We start from the raw sequence: 13,920 nt of genomic DNA on the forward strand, positions 1-13,920 counted from the left end.
AGAGATTCTTATTTGCGCTTTAAGCGATGCTTATCTGCCGCTGCGTGGAGTGACCATCATGCTCAACCTGCTTCGCACCCTCACGCTGCGCCAGTTGCAGATCTTCGCGGCTGCCGCGCAATACGAGAGCTTCGCGCGCGCCGCGGAGGTGCTGCATCTGACGCAGCCAGCCGTATCGATGCAGATCAAGCAACTCGAAGAAGCGATCGGACTCGCGCTGTTCGAGCGCATCGGTCGTCGAATCGCGCTCACCGAGGCAGGCACGACGCTGTCGCATCACGCGAAGCGCATTCTTGGCGACATCAAGGATGCCGACGATGCGATGCGCGCCCTCTCTTCGGCGGATGGCGGCACCGTGTCGATCGGTCTCGTCAGCACCGCCCGCTACTTCGTGCCGCGACAGATTTCGCGCTATGCGGAGCGGCATCCGAAAGTCGATATCCACTTTTCGATCGCCAAACGCGACACGTTGCTGCGCCAGTTGCAGGACAACGCGATCGACCTCGCCGTGATGGGCCGTCCTTCCGTCGAACTCGACGCGCACTGCGAACCGCTCGCGTACAACCCGCACGTGATTGCCGCAAGTACGACGCATCCATTCGTCGATGCAGCGCGTTTCGACTTGCACGAACTGCGCCATGACACTTTTCTGATGCGCGAGCCGGGTTCCGACACGGCGGCCGTCGCGAATGAAATGTTCCAGCAGCATCTGTTCACGCCGGCCCGCACGCTCGCGCTCGACAGCCACGAGACGGTCAAGCAGGCGGTGGTGGCGGGCATGGGCGTGAGCCTGCTGCCGCTGCACACGCTGCGGCTCGAACTGCTCGCGCGCGAGATAGCGATCCTGCACGTGAACGGCACGCCCATCGATCGCGTGTGGCACGTGGTGCATATGAACGCAAAGCAACTGTCGCCTGCCTGCGCAGCGTTCCGGCGCTTTCTGATCGAGAAGACGGGTTCGTGGCTCGAAGGCCAGTTCGCGGACCTCACGCCGCCTGCTCAGGTCGCGAGTCCGTTCGTGCAGACATGAAGCAAAATGTCACCGATTTTGCACAAGGTCCGCTTGCACACCGTTCTTCCCGACGGACGTCCCGTTGAAAACATCCGCCGCGCGCACACGCAATTTCAAAGGCGTTCACGCGTGTGAACGGCACGCATGGCATAGCGCTTGCGTTTGATGCCCCGACAACGATCACCCGTCCAGGGATTGGGGAACGCGCCTATGAGCCTGCATGGCACCGCTGAATCGACGAAGCACACCAGCATCGTCACCGTAAACGCACCCGGACGTCTGCATCTGGGATTCCTCGATCCGGGCGCGTCGCTCGGACGACGCTTCGGCAGTCTCGGGCTCGTGATCGACGGCATCAGCACGACGCTCGACGCGCGCCTTTCGTCGGATGACGAGGACCACTACAGCGCCGTGCCGTCGGCCCAAGATGAATTGCCGCGCGTGAAGGCGCATATCGACACGCTGCGCAATCTGACGGGACACGACACGCCCGTCGATATCCGGCTGCGTCGCACATTGCCGGCCCATGCCGGGCTCGGCTCCGGCACGCAACTCGCGCTGACTGTCGGTCATGCGTTCGCGCGTCTGCACGGCCTCGATCTCAGCGCGGCTCAACTCGCTCCGGCGCTTGCGCGCGGTGCGCGTTCAGGTGTCGGCATCGCCGGGTTCGAGCGCGGCGGACTGATCGTCGATGGCGGTCCGCGCGGGCCCGGCGTGTTGCCGCCCGTGCTGTCGCGCTTTGACTTCCCGTCCACATGGCGCGTGATGCTCGTGTTCGACGATGCGCGCACAGGGCTCTCCGGTCCGGCGGAACGCCAGGCGCTCGCCGCGCTGCCGCCGTTCCCGCAGGCACTCGCCGCGCATGCGTGCCATCTGACCTTGATGCAGATACTCCCCGCCGTCGCGGAACACGAGTTCGCGCCCTTCGCGCAAGGCGTGAGCGCGCTGCAGGACGGCATCGGCCGCTACTTCGCGAAGTCGCAAGGCGGCATCTATACGAGCCCCGACGTCGGACGCGTGCTCGACTGGATCGGCGCGCGCTATTGCGCGGGCATCGGCCAGAGTTCGTGGGGGCCGACCGGGTTCGCGATCATGGAGTCGCAGGAAGAAGCGGAACACGCGCTGCGTTCGGCGCGCGACGCGCAAGAGATCGGGCCCGGACTGCGAGTCGAGATCGTCAGAGGACTCAACGCGGGCGCTACCGTCACCTGGGCATCGGCCCAGGATTGATCACCCTGTTTACCGAGGAAACATGGAACGCCAACACATTCTCCATATGTTCACACCGGGACGGCAGATGAGCCCGTTCGACGTGAACATGGCCGTCGATGCGGGCTATCAGGTCGTCGTGCCCTACACCGATGTCGACGCCAAACTGATCGGGCCGCTGACACAGGATGCGATTTTTTCGCGCGGCCCCAAAGGCGTCGCGCACACAGGCATCTTCATCGGCGGACGCGACGTGATGCTCGCCACCGACATGCTGCGCCTCTCGCGCGAAGCGATGGTGCCGCCGTTCGAAGTGTCCGTATTCGCCGATCCGAGCGGCTCGTTCACGACGGCGGCCGCGCTCGTCGCGAGCGTCGAATGGCAACTGCGCCACGCATTCGACACGAGTCTCGATGGCAAGCGCGTGCTCGTGTTCGGCGGAACGGGGCCGGTTGGACTGATCGCGGGCGTGCTGGCGGCGCAGACCGGCGCGCGCGTGTCGCTGGCGAGCAGCCGCGGACTCGACGCCGCGCGACAGGCGTGCGAGCGCGCCACCGCGCGCTTCGGTGCCGCGCTCGAAGGCGCCGATGCAAGCAGCGCCGATGCGCTGGCGGAAACCTTGAAGTCCGTCGACGTCGTGTTCGCGACGGCGGCTGCCGGCGTCGAAGTGATGAGCGCGCAGCAGGTGAACGATGCGTCGCGCCTGCTCGTCGCCGCCGATGTGAACGCGGTGCCGCCTGCGGGCATCGCGGGCGTCGGCGTGATGGACAACGGCAAGCGCGTCGGTCAGCACGGCGCGCTCGGCATCGGCGCGCTCGCGATCGGCAACGTCAAATACGAAGTGCAGCAGCGGCTCTTCATGCAGATGCTCGCGGCGAAGCAAAAGGTCTATCTCGGCTTCGAAGACGCGATGGAGATGGCCCGCCGCGTGGTGGCCGAGCGTTCCTCGCTCGCCGCAGCCTGAGGCCGCCGTGTCGCCGCCCGTCGTCGTTGTCGCCGCGTTGTCCGCCCGCATGCTGGCCGAGTCGGCGCGGCGTGCCGGCTGGCGCGTGATCGTGCTCGATCTGTTCGGCGACACCGACACGCGGCGAACGTCGGGCATGTGGTATTCGATCGGCGAATCCGAGTCGCTGTCGATCGATCCACGACGTGTGCGCGAAGCGCTCGACGCGGCCAGCCGCGTCCCGAACGTGATCGGCTGGATTGCAGGCAGCGGTTTCGAAGCGCATCGCGAACTGCTCGACGACAGGCGCATCGCGCTTGCTCCGATCGGCAACACGCGAAAAGCATGCGACGCGGTGCGCGACCCGGCGTGCTTCTTCGCGTTGCTGGACGACGCGGGCATTCCTCATCCCGACATACAGTTGCAAGTACCTGCCGATACAGCAGGTTGGCTCGTCAAACGCGCGAACGGCACGGGCGGCGTTCATATCCACCACGCCTCCGCGACCATCGCAGTGAACGGCGACAGCTATTTTCAGCGCCATCAAGCAGGCCGTTCGATGTCGGCGCTGTTCATCGCGGATACGCGTCGCGCCGCGATCATCGGCTTCAATGAACAGTTGATCGTTTCGAGCAACACGCATCCGTTCGTCTATGGCGGTGCGCTGGGAAACATCGACGTGCCGCGGTCGCTGCGCGAACAGATCACCCGCGCTGCGAATGCCATCGTGTCGCGCGCCGGACTCAAAGGGCTCAACAGTCTCGACTTCATTTTCGACGGCGAGCGTTGCTTCGTGCTCGAAGTCAACGCGCGGCCCTCGGCCACGCTGTCCCTTCATGATCGCGACGCCAACCCGTCGCTGCTGGCGCTGCATACGCGCGCGTGCGCGGGCGCGCCGCTCGATGCCGATGAATCGAATCCGTTCGATCAGACAGCGTCGATGCGCGGCGAGCTGATCGTGTTCGCCGATCGCGACCGCAAGATATCGCCGGAATTCGTTCAGCGCGCATTGAATCTCGGCTGGTGTCACGACATTCCCGTCACGGGCAGTGTCGTCGCGGCGGGCGCGCCGTTGTGCAGCGTATCGGCGGACTGCGCGCACGGCACGCCGCCGGCCACACTACGCAAGGAACTCGCCGCCCGCGCAGCAACCGTTCTCTCCATCGACATCACCCGGAAATCAGGCCATGCAGACCTCCCCCTCTCTCGCTGATGTTTCGCCGTCGCCTTCGTTTCTGAGCGTCAACACGCTGGTTCGGCCGTTGATCGCGAGTCTGCTCGAACGACACACCGAACTCGGCATCGATGCGAAGCGCGACGAGCGCGGCGTGATGATCGTCGATGCAGGCATCGATACGTCCGGCAGCGTCGCCGCGGGTATCGCAATCGGCGAAATCTGCATGGGCGGCCTGGGGCGCGTCGCGTTGCGCGCCGCTGCGTCGCGCAACGCGACGGAAGAATGGCCGACGTTCGTCGAGATCGCCAGCGCGCAACCGGTGCTGGCCTGCCTCGCGTCGCAATACGCAGGCTGGAGTCTTGCGGCGAGCAAGGAAGAAACGGGCGGCAAAAAGTTCTTCGCGCTCGGCTCGGGGCCGGCGCGTTCGCTCGCGTGCAAGGAGCCGCTATTCGACGAACTCGATTACCGCGACGTCGTGTCGACGGGCTGCCTCGTGCTCGAAGTGGATCGCGCGCCGCCCGCTGTCGTGATCGACAAGATTCTGCGCGACTGCAAGTTGCAGCCGCGCAATCTCACGCTGATCCTCACGCCGACGTCGAGCCGCGCGGGCACCACGCAAGTGGTTGCGCGCGCGCTCGAAGTCGCGCTGCACAAGGCGCACGAACTCGGCTTCGCGCTCGACGACATTCGCGAAGGCTCCGCCAGTGCGCCATTGCCGCCGCCCGCGCAAGACGGCGTCGAAGCGATGGGCCGCACCAACGACGCCATCCTGTACGGCGGCCGTGTGCATCTGAGCGTGACGGGCAGCGACGACGCCGCTCGCGATCTCGCGCGACGCCTTCCCTCTTCTGCATCGAAAGACTTTGGCCGGCCGTTCGCCGACGTGTTCAAGGAATACGAATTCGACTTCTACAAGATCGATCCTGCGCTTTTCGCGCCCGCCGAAGTCTGGGTCAGCAATCTGACCACGGGACGCACCTTCCACGCGGGCGCAACCCGTTTCGATCTGCTGCGCCCGCTGTGGCTCGACGAGGTGTGAGATGACAGGCACCCCGCTCGCCGTCGCGATCATGACGGACGAAACCGGCTGGCATACCTCGCGTCTCAAACGGGCGCTGCGCGAGCGCGGCGCGCAGGGCCGCTGCGTCGATCTGGCCGACTGCCGCTTCGACACCACGCATGCGCCGCACGGACTCGCGATTCCAGGCTACGGACGCGGCCTGCCCGATGCCGTCATCGTGCGCGGCATCGCGGGCGGGACCTTCGAGCAGGTCACCGTGCGGCTCGGCATCCTGCACGCGCTGCGGGAACTCGGCGTGCCCGTCTACAACGACGCCCGGGCGATCGAGCGCAGCGTCGACAAATCGATGACCACCTTTCTGCTGCATCGCGCGGGGATTCCGACGCCGCCGACATGGGTGTCCGAATCCGCCCCGTTCGCGCAGCGCGTGCTGATGCGCGAAGGCAGGCAAAACCACGAGGTCGTGATCAAGCCGCTATTCGGTTCGCAAGGCAAGGGCGTGATGCGGATCGGCGCGAGCCCCGAGGGTTGCGAGCCGCTGCCGGCGCTGAAGGCGTATGGACAGCTCGCGTATCTGCAGCGCTTCGTCAGGCCCGTCAGCGAGCCGGGCTATGACTGGCGCGTGATGGTGATCGGCGGCAAGGCGATGACTGCCATGCGCAGGATCAGCGAGCATTGGGTGCACAACGTCGCGCAAGGCGCGCGCTGCGAGGAAGCGGAACTCAGCGCGCCGCTCGCGACGCTCGCCGAACGCGCGAGCGCCGCGCTCGGACTCGACTACGCAGGCGTCGACCTGATTCCTTGCGACGACAACCCGTTCGGCTCGACCGTGATCGAGGTGAACGGCGTGGCCGCGTGGCGCGGGCTGCAGTCGGTGACATCGTTCGATATCGCGGGCTGTATCGTCGACGATCTGCTGAACCGGCGCATGGCGCTTGCGCGGCGCGCCGTCGACATCAAGGAAGTCGCATGATGCCCGGCACGCGCGCCGATACGATCGCCGACGCCTTCGCGTGGGCGTGCGCGCTCGACGTGCTGTGCGCGAAGCCCGGCAACGTCAGCTTCGGCGCGCCGGGGCATCGGATGACAGCCGATCTGTTCATCGCCAGCGCGCAGGCGTCGTGTCCCGCCGTGACGGCATGCGGCGCGAGCGTGGGCGAACGCATCGAGCGCGCGGTGAGTCTGTCGATGCGGGCAGCCGGCTGCAATACGAATCTGGGCATCGTACTGCTATGCGCGCCGCTCGCGCATGCATTCGAAAGCCTGCACACGACGCAACGCGGACCGACCGCGCACGAAGCGCATCTCGCCGTGCGCGCGACCCTGTCGCGTCTGGATCTGAGCGATGCGTGCGCCGCCTATCGCGCGATTGCGCTGGCCAATCCGGGCGGCCTCGGCGAAGCGCCCAGCCAGAATGTCGGCACAGCGCCGACCGTCGATCTGCTCAGCGCGATGACGCTGGCAAGAGACCGCGACAGCATCGCGCGTCAGTATGCGAGCGGCTTCGTCGACGTGCTCAGCTATGGTGTGATCCAGATGCGCGCGGCCTTGGGCGCGGCGCCCGTCGGTCCCACCGATCAACCGCGTCTGCTGCGAGCGGTGCTCAGAACGTGGCTTGCGTTTCTGTCCCACTGGCCCGACTCGCATATCGCAAGAAAGCACGGTATCGCGGTGGCGCGCAGAGTCACGCTCGATGCCCGCGCGTGGCACATGCAAACAGCGCTCGACTTCGACAAGCTCGCTGCATGGGACGATGCGATGAAGCGCGAAGGCATCAACCCAGGCACGACTGCGGACCTGACGGTAGCAACGCTTTTCGCATGCGCCTGCCTGGACCCTTCGCTGCTGCGCGTGCGTTGCATGGAAAGCGCAGCACGCGAGGCCAGCATCGAAATCGCTGCCGAATACTAAACGGCGCGTGCTTCAGGTGCGCCGGCTATCACGGCCAGCGCACGGTCCGCTCGATCGTCACGCCGACCGCCCTCACATTCGCGAACTTCGCGGGCTTCGCCAGCGACACGCGCACCCAGTGCGCGCCGAAATCGACGATCAGCATCTGCGCGACCGATTCCGCGAGCGCCTCCAGCAACTGCATCTTGTGCGTCGCGAGCAGCGACACGAGCGCCGTGTGTACCTTGCTGTAGTCGATCGTGTCGCCGATCTGATCGGTGTCGCACGCATGACTGTGCGGCACGCCTGCCCACAGGTCGATCCGCACCGGCTGCAGATTGGTCAGCTCGTCCGGGTCGATGCCGATCACGGTGTCGCCCTCGAAGCCTTCAATAAAAATCACGTCCATCTCGGATGCAGCGAGATGTGGCCGCTCGAGCACGTTCTTGTCGATTACGTTCATCTGGGTTCCTTACCTGTCGATCCGTCAAGCGCACTCATGCAAGAAGCGGCCCAGGCACGAATGTCGCAAGCATTGGATATGAACGCGCCCGCGCAAGCCGTCTGTATCGCGCATACGGCTAATCGCCACATACAAGGCTGATCGCGACGCGTCGCATTGTGTATCGCAAACTGAACAACCTGGCTGCGCCACCGACGACGATGACGACGACCCACATGCAACACCCGCCACGCTTCGCCTGGGCTATCACCGGCTCCGGACATGGGCTGATCGAGTCGCTCGATATCGCGGCGACGTTGCTGCCTCATGTCGATCTGTTCCTGTCGCGCGCCGCCGAAGAAGTGCTGCCGCTATACAAGATCGAACTCGCAGAACTCAAGGCGCGCTTCAAGGTGTTCCGCGACAACAGCGCGAGCGCGGTGCCCGTCGGCATGCTGTATGACGAGAACCGCTATCACACGGTCGTCGTCGCGCCCGCCACCAGCAATACCGTCGCGAAATGCGCGTTCGGCATCTCGGACACGCTGCCGACCAACATGTTCGCGCAGGCGGGCAAGCTGGGCATTCCGGGCATCGTGTTCGCATGCGACACACAGCCCGTCGTCGTCACGAAGAGTCCGCTCGACTGGGTCGAGCTGCGTCCGCGCAATATCGAACTCGACAACGTCGAGCGGTTGAAACGAATCGATCATTGCCGCGTCGTGTGCTCGCTGGACGAATTGCGCGCAGCGCTCGACGCGCGCGTGGCCGAGGTCGACATGCCGTGCTGCGCGAGCGCCTGATGGAACATATCGTTTTCCTCACCGGCCGCCTTGCCCAGCCCGCACTCGAACGCGTGCTGCGCACTCTTGCGCCCGCGCCGTTCAGCTGGGAGATTCGCGAGATCGGCCTGCAGGTCGCGGCGCTGATGACGGCGGATATGATCCGGCGCCGTGTCGCCGCGCCCATCGCAGCCGACCGGGTGATCGTGCCTGGCCGATGCCGCGGCGATCTCGATGCGCTCTCCGCGCACTACGGCATTCCCGTTCAGCGCGGCCCCGAAGAACTCAAAGACTTGCCGGGATGGTTCGACTGCAGCGCCCGCGCCGTCGATCTGACGAAGCACGATATCGCGATCTTCGCGGAGATCGTCGATGCGCCGCATCTGGGCGTCGACGCGATCTGCGCGCGAGCGGCAACTCTCGCCGCCGATGGTGCCGATGTGATCGATCTCGGCTGTCTGCCCGCGACGCCGTTTCCACACCTCGCCGATTCGATCCGCGCGTTGAAGTCGCAAGGGTACAAGGTCAGCGTCGATTCGATGGACGTGAAGGAACTGGTGCGCGGCGGCCGCGCGGGCGCGGATTATCTGCTGAGCCTGACGGCCGATTCGCTCTGGGTGCTCAACGACATCGACTCGACGCCCGTGCTGATTCCGCGCACGCCAGGCGACGAAGCCTCGCTATACGAAGCCATCGATACGATGCAGCAACAGGGCCGGCCCTTTCTCGCCGATCCGATCCTCGATCCGCTGCCCTTCGGGCTGCTGAAATCGCTCACGCGCTATCAGCGCCTGCGCGAGCGCTATGCCGACGCGCCGATCCTGATGGGCACGGGCAACGTCACGGAACTCACGGAAGCGGACACCAGCGGCATCCACGCGGTGCTGCTGGGCATCGGCATCGAACTGGGCATCGCGGGCATTCTCACGACGCAGGTCAGCGGTCATGCGCGCTGCGCGATACGCGAAGCCGATGTTGCCCGCCGCATGATGTACGCGGCCCGCGAAGGCCAGACGCTCCCCAAGGGCTTCACCCATCAGTTGATGACGACGCACGCGAAGCATCCGTTTCCGGATACGCCCGACGAGATTGCCGCAACGGCCGCCGCCATCCGCGATCCGAACTTTCGCGTCCAGGTCTCGACGGACGGCATTCACGTGTACAACCGCGACGGCCATCATCTCGCCGCCGATGCATTCGCGCTCTGGCCGCATCTGCGTCTGGAAGCGGACGGCGCACACGCGTTCTACATGGGTGTCGAACTCGCGCGCGCGGAACTCGCGTGGCGGCTCGGCAAGCGCTATAGCCAGGATCAGCCGCTGGAATGGGGATGCGCGGTCCCACGCGAAGCAGACGAGCTGCTCGCGCAATGCGCGCCCGGTACGACTCGCAGAAAGGAAGCATGACCATGATCCACGAAACCGTCGTCACGACCGTCACGCCCGAAGGCAAGCCGCACATCGCGCCGATGGGCGTGCGCCAGCAAGGCAATACCTTTCTGCTGATGCCGTTCCTGCCGTCTGCCACCTACGACAACGTGATCTCGACCGGCTGCGCCGTCGTCAACTTCACGACGGACGTGCGGGTGTTCGCCGGCTGTGTCACGGGCAGGCGCACGTGGCCGACCGTCGCCGTCGATCACGTGCGTTGCGTGCGGCTCGCCGATACGCTCGCGCACGCCGAACTGCGGCTCGCCTCGGTGAACGACGACGCGCAGCGTCCGACCCTCGTGATGGAGTGCGTCGCGCGTTGCACGGATGCGCCGTTCACGGGCCTCAACCGCGCGCAGGCCGCTGTGATCGAAGGCGCGGTGCTGGTCAGCCGGCTCGCGATGCTGCCGCGCGAGAAGATCGAGGCCGAGGTGGCTTACCTGTCCATCGCCATCGACAAGACGGCCGGGCCGCGCGAGCAGCAGGCGTGGCAATGGCTGATGGACGCCGTGCATGCTTTTTTCGCAAGACCGGCCGAGGCCGATCATGTTCTGAACGAGGAGGCCTTATGATCCGTATGCTCGCCAGTGTGCGCAACCTCGACGAGGCGCGCGACGCCGCCAGGGCCGGCGCCGATCTCATCGACCTGAAAGAGCCCGGCGCGGGCGCGCTTGGCGCCGTCTCCGCAGCTCGTATCGCGCATGTCGTGCAGTCGCTGCGTGCCGACTATCCCCGTCTGCCCATCAGCGCGGCAATCGGAGATCTGCTGCCGGGCGACGACGCGGGCCTGGTGTTTCGCGCCGCGCAGGCGGGGCGTTGCGGCGTCGACTATGTGAAGGCGGGCGTCCCCGCCGACGGCGGCTCGTTCGATATCGCGTGTCGAACGCTCGCGTACATGCGCGGGCTTCAATGGAACATGGTGCCCGTGCTGCTGGTCGACAACGGCCTCGACTTGCGGATAGTCGACTACGCGGCCGAACTGCGCTTCGCTGCCGTCATGGTGGATACGGCCACCAAGAAGCGCGGCAATCTCTTTCAATGCGTGCCGCTCGCGGTGCTCGACCACATGGTGCAGATCGCGCGTGCCCACGACGTGATGGCGGGACTCGCGGGCTCGCTGCTCAGCGGGCACGTGCCGTTGATCCGCGCGCTCGGCCCCGATATCGCCGGCTTCCGCACGGCACTGTGCGACGGCTCGCGCACGGGGCGCCTCAATGCCGCGCGCGTGCACGATCTGCGCGCGCGGTTGTCGTACCCCGCCCATACGCCGGGCGCGGCGAGCCCCGCCGCCAACGATACCGGCTTCGGCGCTGTCGCAATCCGTCAGTCCGTGGTCGCGTGAAGCAGCAGGTCGCGCACGCGCGCGCCGTCGGTCCGGCTCAGCAGATCGACGGGATACGGCGCGTCGTGCGTGAACCCGGCCAATGAGCGGTCGACGATACCCAGCGCGGCGTATTCGTCGATCGATCGCTCCCGCTCGATGTCGCACGACTTCACGATCACCAGACGTTCCGCGTTCAAGCGGTTCGCGAGCCACGCGGCGAGGCTGTCCGACGTGACGTCCCAACTGGTCAGCCGGTTGGGCTCCTGATACAGCAGGTCGAGGGGCGCCCATACCGCGACGCGGCCCGCATGCAGCGCGGCGCGAATCTGCGCATCCGTTGCGGCGATCACGAGGCGCCGGGATATGCCTTGCATCAGCAGCGCATATTGCGCCATCGCCAGCACGGCCATGTTGTGCGCGGCGACGTCGTCGAAACGCCAGATGTCCTGATGCTCGCGGGCCTGCTCCGCGAAATCGCCGCCGCCCGGCACGATCACGACGCGCCCGCCGCCGAAGTCGACCAGATCCGTGAGCCATTCTTCGAGCAACGGATCGCGGCTCATGCTGCCGCCAATCTTCACGACCCACATAGACGCCTCATGTGCGGAGTTTGCCGAAATTCAAACGGTCGCATCAGCCATGCAGCGTTCGTCCGCGCGCAGCAGCGCAACAGCGACGGCGGGCGCGCAGACCTGCGTCCAGCGCGCGGCTGTGTCATCTGTGTCATCGGCATCGACGAGCGACGCAAACGGCATCACGTCGCGCCCGAACTGGGCCGCCAGCTCGTCGGCAAGAAAGGCCCCGCAGCCCGCCGCGACAAGCACGACGTCATGCCCGAGACCGACACGCCCAAGCACCTGGGCGAGGTTCGCCGACAGATGCGCAAGCTGCGCCTTGCGCCATTCGCGCGCGAAGCACTCCCAGTCGGCCATCGACGCTTCGCGCGCATCGCGGCCGATCATTCGCGCGAGACGCCGGCTGCTGCCGAGGCGATCCTTCTCGCCGCCGTCGGCAGCGGGATGCTGATCGTGCAGCGGATCGAGTTCGCCTGTCAGCCGGTAGATATCGGCCGTGGTCGCGAACAGTTCGTTCATCACGTTGTGCGGCTCGCCGCGAAAGCGGATGCGCGGCGCGAGCGCACACAACGGCGTGCGCACGACGCCCTGATAGACGAGTTCGCCGGATCGGAGCCGCCCCGCGTCGTCCGTCCCGCGCGAAACGAGCACGCCTTCGCGGATCGCGATGAAGTCCGTCGTGGTGCTGCCGATATCGACGAGCACCGCTGCGGGCACGCGCGCCGCTATCAAGGCCGCCGTCGCGTGCCAGTTGGCGGAGGCGATGTCGGCCCAATGGTCCGTGACGGCTTCGTAGGGCTGCCATCCGGCGCGCCCTGCGTAGAACGATGTACGCGGCCCGAAGCGGCTCGCCAGCCGGTTCGCCAGCGCGCCCACGCCCGTCTCGCGATCGTCGAAAATGTCGGCCATTTCGCCGCTCATGGTGACCGCATGCTCCGCGTCGCCGTGATCGGGCCAGCGCTGCGCGGCGGCGTCGAACACGGCATCGAGATGCGCGACGCCCTGCCATAGCGGACAGACCCATTGCATCACGTCGCACACGCGTCCTGATTCGATCCGCGCCGCCTTCACATGCGCGCCGCCGATGTCCCAGCCGATCACGAGATCACGCTGCATGGCGCCTCCGATCGAGGTCGTCGCCGAGATCGAAATGGCCGTCGACCACGCTTGCGCCGAGGTTGAAATCGAGCATGCGGGACAGCGCCGGATACGCGCACGTCACGCGCGGATTGACTTCGATCACGACCGGCCCGCGTTGCGGATGCCAGACGAGGTCGATGCCGACGAACCCCGCCAGGCCCGGCAGCGCGCGAGCGATGCGTGCGGCGAGCGCCCTGCACGTCGCGGCCTTGTCGTCGGAAAGCGGGATGACGTTCGCCGTCACGCCTTCGTAACTGATCTGTCCGTCATCGATGCCGATATGCTGGCGGTTGATGCCGAGCAGTTGCGCATGGCCGTGGTTGCAAAGCAGAGAAAGACTCAGCGCATCGCCGTCGATCCACGCTTCGAGCGTCACGCTTTCGCCCAACGCGGCGCGACGCAGGAACACGTATTCGGCCTGCCGGTAGTCGCGATAGACGCGGGTATCGACAGCACCTGCTCCATCGTCGGGCTTGACGACCCAGGCGCTTGCGTTACGCGCGACGTCGAGCGGCGCCTCCACCGACCACGCGCGCGGCGTCGACATGCCAGCCTGCGCGAGACAGCGCGCCGTACGGCGCTTGCTGCTCGCGATATGCAGCGTCGCCGCGTCGCAACCGATCCAGCGCGCGGAATCGACTGCTTCGCACATCGCGCTCAGCACCCCGCCCGTCTCAGGCGCGATCACCCACACGGCGTCGTGACGGCGTGCTTCCGCTGCGAGAAAACGCGTCGGCGGTATCGCGAGCGGTGCGCAAAGCCAGTCGATAACAGGTTTGGTCTCCATCGCCTCGCGTGCTTCGTCGTGGCCCGCGACACAGGTCAGCGCGATGTGATCGGACCGCGCGAGATCGCGTGCCACCGCGTCGCGCATCGCCCTGCCCTGCATTCGCAGGTCCGCGGACACGCTACCGTCCGCGTCGCCATAGGCACTGAGATGTTCGTACAGCAGGATCTTTTTCATCGCTTGCTCCC

The 13,920-nt window shown here is 66.1% G+C and carries 15 protein-coding genes; 11 read left to right on the forward strand and 4 right to left on the reverse strand.

Annotation, left to right across the window (positions count from 1 at the left end):
* Positions 1 to 58 precede the first annotated feature (58 nt).
* From G3N95_RS04235 to G3N95_RS04265, 7 genes are all read left to right on the forward strand, one after another.
* Positions 59 to 1,030, forward strand: coding sequence for a LysR substrate-binding domain-containing protein (locus tag G3N95_RS04235; RefSeq protein ID WP_205968677.1), 972 nt, complete (start codon positions 59 to 61; stop codon positions 1,028 to 1,030).
* A gap of 192 nt (positions 1,031 to 1,222) precedes the next feature.
* Entirely contained in the window at positions 1,223 to 2,242 is a 1,020-nt protein-coding gene (locus G3N95_RS04240; protein ID WP_205968678.1) for a beta-ribofuranosylaminobenzene 5'-phosphate synthase family protein, read from the forward strand.
* 22 nt (positions 2,243 to 2,264) lie between these two features.
* Positions 2,265 to 3,185, forward strand: coding sequence for an NAD(P)-dependent methylenetetrahydromethanopterin dehydrogenase (locus tag G3N95_RS04245; RefSeq protein WP_205968679.1), 921 nt, complete (start codon positions 2,265 to 2,267; stop codon positions 3,183 to 3,185).
* A 7-nt stretch (positions 3,186 to 3,192) separates the two neighbouring features.
* Positions 3,193 to 4,377, forward strand: coding sequence for an ATP-grasp domain-containing protein (locus tag G3N95_RS04250; protein ID WP_205968680.1), 1,185 nt, complete (start codon positions 3,193 to 3,195; stop codon positions 4,375 to 4,377).
* The gene (mch, locus tag G3N95_RS04255) at positions 4,352 to 5,380 is read left to right on the forward strand and encodes a methenyltetrahydromethanopterin cyclohydrolase (protein ID WP_205968681.1); all 1,029 of its coding nucleotides are present in this window, start codon (positions 4,352 to 4,354) and stop codon (positions 5,378 to 5,380) included. Before G3N95_RS04250 ends, mch begins: the two co-directional genes overlap by 26 nt.
* 1 nt (position 5,381) lies before the next feature.
* Entirely contained in the window at positions 5,382 to 6,335 is a 954-nt protein-coding gene (locus G3N95_RS04260) for a RimK family alpha-L-glutamate ligase (protein WP_205968682.1), read from the forward strand.
* Positions 6,335 to 7,273, forward strand: coding sequence for a triphosphoribosyl-dephospho-CoA synthase (locus tag G3N95_RS04265; RefSeq protein ID WP_205968775.1), 939 nt, complete (start codon positions 6,335 to 6,337; stop codon positions 7,271 to 7,273). Before G3N95_RS04260 ends, G3N95_RS04265 begins: the two co-directional genes overlap by 1 nt.
* Before the next feature lie 28 nt (positions 7,274 to 7,301).
* On the opposite strand, the gene G3N95_RS04270 is transcribed toward G3N95_RS04265, so the two are convergent.
* Entirely contained in the window at positions 7,302 to 7,715 is a 414-nt protein-coding gene (locus G3N95_RS04270) for a dihydroneopterin aldolase (protein WP_205968683.1), read from the reverse strand.
* Positions 7,716 to 7,930: 215 nt separating this feature from the next.
* On the opposite strand from G3N95_RS04270, the gene G3N95_RS04275 reads away from it, so the two are divergent.
* Genes G3N95_RS04275 through G3N95_RS04290 form a run of 4 tightly spaced genes read left to right on the forward strand, consistent with a single transcriptional unit; the run spans position 7,931 to position 11,248 of the window.
* The gene (locus tag G3N95_RS04275) at positions 7,931 to 8,497 is read left to right on the forward strand and encodes a flavoprotein (RefSeq protein ID WP_241018191.1); all 567 of its coding nucleotides are present in this window, start codon (positions 7,931 to 7,933) and stop codon (positions 8,495 to 8,497) included.
* A complete protein-coding gene (locus G3N95_RS04280; protein WP_205968685.1) occupies positions 8,497 to 9,882 on the forward strand; it encodes a DUF6513 domain-containing protein in 1,386 nt (461 codons plus the stop codon). The genes G3N95_RS04275 and G3N95_RS04280 overlap by 1 nt, the downstream gene beginning before the upstream one ends.
* 2 nt (positions 9,883 to 9,884) lie before the next feature.
* Positions 9,885 to 10,478, forward strand: coding sequence for a DUF447 domain-containing protein (locus G3N95_RS04285; RefSeq protein ID WP_205968686.1), 594 nt, complete (start codon positions 9,885 to 9,887; stop codon positions 10,476 to 10,478).
* On the forward strand, positions 10,475 to 11,248 hold the full coding sequence (locus G3N95_RS04290) for a (5-formylfuran-3-yl)methyl phosphate synthase (RefSeq protein ID WP_205968687.1): 774 nt from the start codon (positions 10,475 to 10,477) through the stop codon (positions 11,246 to 11,248). Before G3N95_RS04285 ends, G3N95_RS04290 begins: the two co-directional genes overlap by 4 nt.
* On the opposite strand, the gene G3N95_RS04295 is transcribed toward G3N95_RS04290, so the two are convergent.
* Genes G3N95_RS04295 through G3N95_RS04305 form a run of 3 tightly spaced genes read right to left on the reverse strand, consistent with a single transcriptional unit; the run spans position 11,230 to position 13,909 of the window.
* The gene (locus tag G3N95_RS04295) at positions 11,230 to 11,820 is read right to left on the reverse strand and encodes an aspartate kinase (protein ID WP_205968688.1); all 591 of its coding nucleotides are present in this window, start codon (positions 11,818 to 11,820) and stop codon (positions 11,230 to 11,232) included. The two genes, G3N95_RS04290 and G3N95_RS04295, sit on opposite strands and share 19 nt — an antisense overlap.
* Positions 11,821 to 11,850: 30 nt before the next feature.
* A complete protein-coding gene (locus tag G3N95_RS04300; RefSeq protein WP_205968689.1) occupies positions 11,851 to 12,921 on the reverse strand; it encodes a hydantoinase/oxoprolinase family protein in 1,071 nt (356 codons plus the stop codon).
* Positions 12,911 to 13,909, reverse strand: coding sequence for an ATP-grasp domain-containing protein (locus G3N95_RS04305; RefSeq protein WP_205968690.1), 999 nt, complete (start codon positions 13,907 to 13,909; stop codon positions 12,911 to 12,913). The genes G3N95_RS04300 and G3N95_RS04305 overlap by 11 nt, the downstream gene beginning before the upstream one ends.
* Positions 13,910 to 13,920 lie beyond the last annotated feature (11 nt).

Origin of the sequence: Paraburkholderia sp. Tr-20389 (genome assembly GCF_017104565.1) — a bacterium.
Classification (GTDB): domain Bacteria; phylum Pseudomonadota; class Gammaproteobacteria; order Burkholderiales; family Burkholderiaceae; genus Paraburkholderia.

Bases quoted from the DNA above. Each gene is read 5' to 3' on its own strand.
- G3N95_RS04285 (WP_205968686.1), top strand. From the start codon at position 9,885: ATGATCCACGAAACCGTCGTCACGACCGTCACGCCCGAAGGCAAGCCG.
- G3N95_RS04295 (WP_205968688.1), bottom strand. From the start codon at position 11,820: ATGTGGGTCGTGAAGATTGGCGGCAGCATGAGCCGCGATCCGTTGCTC.
- G3N95_RS04280 (WP_205968685.1), top strand. From the start codon at position 8,497: ATGGAACATATCGTTTTCCTCACCGGCCGCCTTGCCCAGCCCGCACTC.
- G3N95_RS04245 (WP_205968679.1), top strand. From the start codon at position 2,265: ATGGAACGCCAACACATTCTCCATATGTTCACACCGGGACGGCAGATG.
- G3N95_RS04240 (WP_205968678.1), top strand. From the start codon at position 1,223: ATGAGCCTGCATGGCACCGCTGAATCGACGAAGCACACCAGCATCGTC.
- G3N95_RS04270 (WP_205968683.1), bottom strand. From the start codon at position 7,715: ATGAACGTAATCGACAAGAACGTGCTCGAGCGGCCACATCTCGCTGCA.
- G3N95_RS04290 (WP_205968687.1), top strand. From the start codon at position 10,475: ATGATCCGTATGCTCGCCAGTGTGCGCAACCTCGACGAGGCGCGCGAC.
- G3N95_RS04265 (WP_205968775.1), top strand. From the start codon at position 6,335: ATGCCCGGCACGCGCGCCGATACGATCGCCGACGCCTTCGCGTGGGCG.
- G3N95_RS04300 (WP_205968689.1), bottom strand. From the start codon at position 12,921: ATGCAGCGTGATCTCGTGATCGGCTGGGACATCGGCGGCGCGCATGTG.
- G3N95_RS04235 (WP_205968677.1), top strand. From the start codon at position 59: ATGCTCAACCTGCTTCGCACCCTCACGCTGCGCCAGTTGCAGATCTTC.
- G3N95_RS04305 (WP_205968690.1), bottom strand. From the start codon at position 13,909: ATGAAAAAGATCCTGCTGTACGAACATCTCAGTGCCTATGGCGACGCG.
- G3N95_RS04260 (WP_205968682.1), top strand. From the start codon at position 5,382: ATGACAGGCACCCCGCTCGCCGTCGCGATCATGACGGACGAAACCGGC.
- mch (WP_205968681.1), top strand. From the start codon at position 4,352: ATGCAGACCTCCCCCTCTCTCGCTGATGTTTCGCCGTCGCCTTCGTTT.
- G3N95_RS04275 (WP_241018191.1), top strand. From the start codon at position 7,931: ATGCAACACCCGCCACGCTTCGCCTGGGCTATCACCGGCTCCGGACAT.